The following is a 3,088-nucleotide window of genomic DNA, read 5'->3' on the forward strand; positions in this document are numbered from 1 at the left end:
AGCCCGCCCACCGTGCTGGTCGGGTCGGCGTCGGCGTAGTGGGTGACGCCCTGCACCAGCGACGACGCGCAATTGCCCACGCCGACGATGGCGACGCGAATTTTACTCATCTGTTCTCCTAGCCGGTCAACGGCGCCCGCTCGGGGCGATGCTCCCGACTCTAGTCGTTGGGCGGCGGGTACATCGTCCCAATCCCGACCCGATTCGCCGCCCCGATCGCGGTCGGGGCCGGTCGCGGCGGGTTCGGGCTGGGCGGCGGGCGTCCGGACCGGCGGGCTCGCCCCGACCGGGGTCGCGGTCCAGCGCGGCGTCACCCTCGACGGCTCCGGCCCCCAGGCGGGAGGGCTCGTTGATGGCCCACATGAGGGTGTGAGTGTCCAGCAGGCAGTCGCTCACGCCCCCTCCCAGGCGTCCAGCTCCTCCTCGGGCAGCTCGTCGAAGAAGCTGTCCGGCAGTCGGTAACCGCCGAATCCGAGTTCGCGCTCACCGGAGTCGGCCGGAACCAGGTGCGCGATAGTCCGCGGTCCCCGGGCGATGGCGATCGTGGAGCCGCGCTCCACCTCCGCCAGCAGCGCGGACAGGTGCGTCTTGGCCTCCTGAACCTTCACCGTTCTCATGCGACCAATGATCCTTCATCTGACTTCGGTTGGTCAACCGCCTTGGTCGACCGCGCGGCGGTCCGGGCCGGACCGATGCGGTGCCGGCGACTCCGGCCCCGCCGCCGGTTCGTCCGCCCGCGTCCGCGGCGGAGCGGGGGCGCCGTCATTCGGGGATGTCGATGGCCTCGCCGTCGGCGAGCAGGGCGGATCGGGCCGCGCCCTCGCCCCGCAGCGAGTCGACCACGCGGCGGGCCACGCTGAGCCCGTCCGCGTTGAGCAGGCCGTCGTGGACGCCGACGACGAGTTCGGGGCGCACGGCGCGCACGTAGCGGATCAGGTCGGCGGCGCGCAGCCACGGGGCGTCGGCGGGGGTGACCAGGGCCGTGAGGCGCCCCGGCGGGGCGGGGTGCTCGTCGCCGGTGACGAGCACCCGCTCGTCGATCAGGTAGGCGCGGTTCTCCGGGCCCGGGATGGTCGGGTGCACCTCGGCATGGCGGCTGCCGGACACCTGGACGGTCAGGGCGCCTATGCGCAGCGTCGCGCCCGCAACCGCCTCGTGCAGGTTGTCGCCGACCGCGCCGCTGGAATCGCCGAGGTCGCCGAATGCATCCCCCGGCATCCAGACGGGGACGCCGCGGCCCAGGGCCTCCTCGACGAGCTCCGGGTCGAAGTGGTCGAAGTGCCGGTGGGTGATGAGCACGGCGTCGATGCCGTCCAGGTCGGGGCGGGGCCCGAACCGGCCCGGGTCGAGCAGGAGCCTCGTGCTCCCGTCGTCGACCGTCAGGCAGGCGTGGTGGATCTTCGTCACTCGGATCGGGGTCGGCACCCCGGCAGGCTACGCCGCCCGGTCCGGGGCGGCGCGGCGCGACGCCGCATTGTCCTCCCGGCGAACCGCCCGGGCGCACCGCCGCGGATGCGGGCCGGGCGCGACCCTTGGGCTCGGGCCGGTCCGCCCGGGGCCGGGTGAATGACGGGGCGCGACGGGATCGGCCCCCGGGCTCAGGCCGGTCCGCCGTTCAGCCGGGCGATGGTGGCGGGCGTGATCGCATAGGCGCCGACGGCGTCGCCCGCCAGGTCCGCGACGGCGCCGGGCCGGACGAGGACGGCGCCGACGGCGGCCAGGGCGGGCACCAGGCCGGGAGGGTCGCGCAGGACCGGGGTGAGGACCTCGCGGCTGCCCCGCAGGGGTCCCCGGCCGCACAGGGCGCGGCCCAGTGCCCCGACGACCGCCCGGCGGGTGCCCCGCGTCTCGGCGGCCCCCAGCGCGAGCGCCATGGTCGAGCGCGTGCGCACCCCCGCCCGGGCGATGAGCGGCGCGCGGGGCAGCGGCCCGCCCGTGGCCAGGGCGATGGTGAGGGACGGCAGGTCGACGCCCGCCGCGGCGGCGTTGCCGGGCTCGGTGGTGCGGGGGTTGCACTCGATGAACAGTCTGCGCCCGCCGCGGTTGGCGAAGTAGTCGCAGGTCAGGCCGCCGTGCCACTCCAGCTCCCGGCCCAGGCGGACGACGGCGTCGACCGCGCCCGGGTCCGCCACCGACAGCCGGGACGCCGCGGACCCGCCCGCGCCCAGGCCGATGCGCTGGGAGCAGGCCGCCGCGATGAGCCGGCCGCGGTCGAACAGGGCGGCGACCTGCCGGTAGGCCCCGGCGGCCGGCGCCTGCACCATGACCTTGACGGGAGCCCTCTCGGGAGTCCTCCCGGTTGCCCCGGCCCGTGCTTCCCCGGGACCGTCTCTTCCGGAATCGTCGGAGGCCCCGGCGGTCCCGATGCCCCCGGCGGTCCCAGCGGTCCCGGCGCCCCCGAGGGCCCGCCAGGCCGAGACCGCCTCGGCGCGGGTGGCGGCGCGGCGGACGCCGCGGCCCGCCGTCGAGTAGGCGGCCTTGACCCACACCGGGTACCCGACCCGGTCCAGGTCCGCCTCGCAGCCCACCTCGTGCCAGGCGGGCTGGGGGATGCCGAGCTCGTCGCACAGGGCCGCGAAGGAGATCTTGGACTGCACCCGCTCGAACGCCCCGGCTCCGGCGACGGCGAGCCGCCCGCGGGCGTGCGGCAGGTACCGCTCGCCCGCGGCCAGCAGCCACGCCTGCTCGTGGGTGGCCAGCAGCGCGGTGCAGCGCCCCGCGGCGAGCAGGGCGTCGAGCGCGCGCAGGTAGCCCACGGGGTCGTCCCCGGGGGCCGGGACCGGGCGCACCGCCCGGCACCACCTGCTGAAGGAGGCCAGCGGGCGGCGGGTCGGGGAGGCCACCTCGACGTCGATGCCGCGAGCGCCCAGCACGGCGACGAACTCGCGGGCCGTCAGGCTCGACCCCTCCGACAGCAGCACGCGCTCGCGCGGCGTGCGGGGATTCCGGCGCGTCCGCCCCCGGGGTCGGCCGCTCAGCGCTCGACCCTGCCCGCGATGAAGTCCTCGGTGGAGGCCATGGCGTACTCGTCGTGGCGCTGCTCGGGCGGGGACTTCATGAAGAAGGACGACGGCGACAGCAGCGGGCC

The 3,088-nt window shown here is 76.4% G+C and carries 3 protein-coding genes and 1 pseudogene; all 4 read right to left on the minus strand.

All coding sequences use genetic code 11. The annotated features are described in order from the left end of the window. Positions 1 to 110 (minus strand): annotated as a pseudogene (locus K336_RS19835) (inositol-3-phosphate synthase); the annotation flags it as partial. Between the two features lie 282 nt (positions 111 to 392). Further along, entirely contained in the window at positions 393 to 617 is a 225-nt protein-coding gene (locus K336_RS0112285; protein WP_021798059.1) for a type II toxin-antitoxin system Phd/YefM family antitoxin, read from the minus strand. Positions 618 to 762: 145 nt separating this feature from the next. Next, the gene (locus tag K336_RS0112290; protein ID WP_021798060.1) at positions 763 to 1,425 is read right to left on the minus strand and encodes an MBL fold metallo-hydrolase; all 663 of its coding nucleotides are present in this window, start codon (positions 1,423 to 1,425) and stop codon (positions 763 to 765) included. A gap of 173 nt (positions 1,426 to 1,598) precedes the next feature. Beyond that, positions 1,599 to 2,921 carry an ATP-grasp domain-containing protein gene (locus tag K336_RS0112295; protein WP_028707188.1) on the minus strand — a complete coding sequence of 441 codons (1,323 nt, stop codon included), beginning with the start codon at positions 2,919 to 2,921 and terminating at the stop codon, positions 1,599 to 1,601. Positions 2,922 to 3,088: the final 167 nt, after the last annotated feature.

Source organism: Propionibacterium acidifaciens DSM 21887 (assembly GCF_000426605.1).
Classification (GTDB): Bacteria; Actinomycetota; Actinomycetes; order Propionibacteriales; family Propionibacteriaceae; genus Propionibacterium; species Propionibacterium acidifaciens.

Coding starts and splice junctions, on each gene's coding strand:
- K336_RS0112285 (WP_021798059.1), bottom strand. CDS start 617: ATGAGAACGGTGAAGGTTCAGGAGGCCAAGACGCACCTGTCCGCGCTG.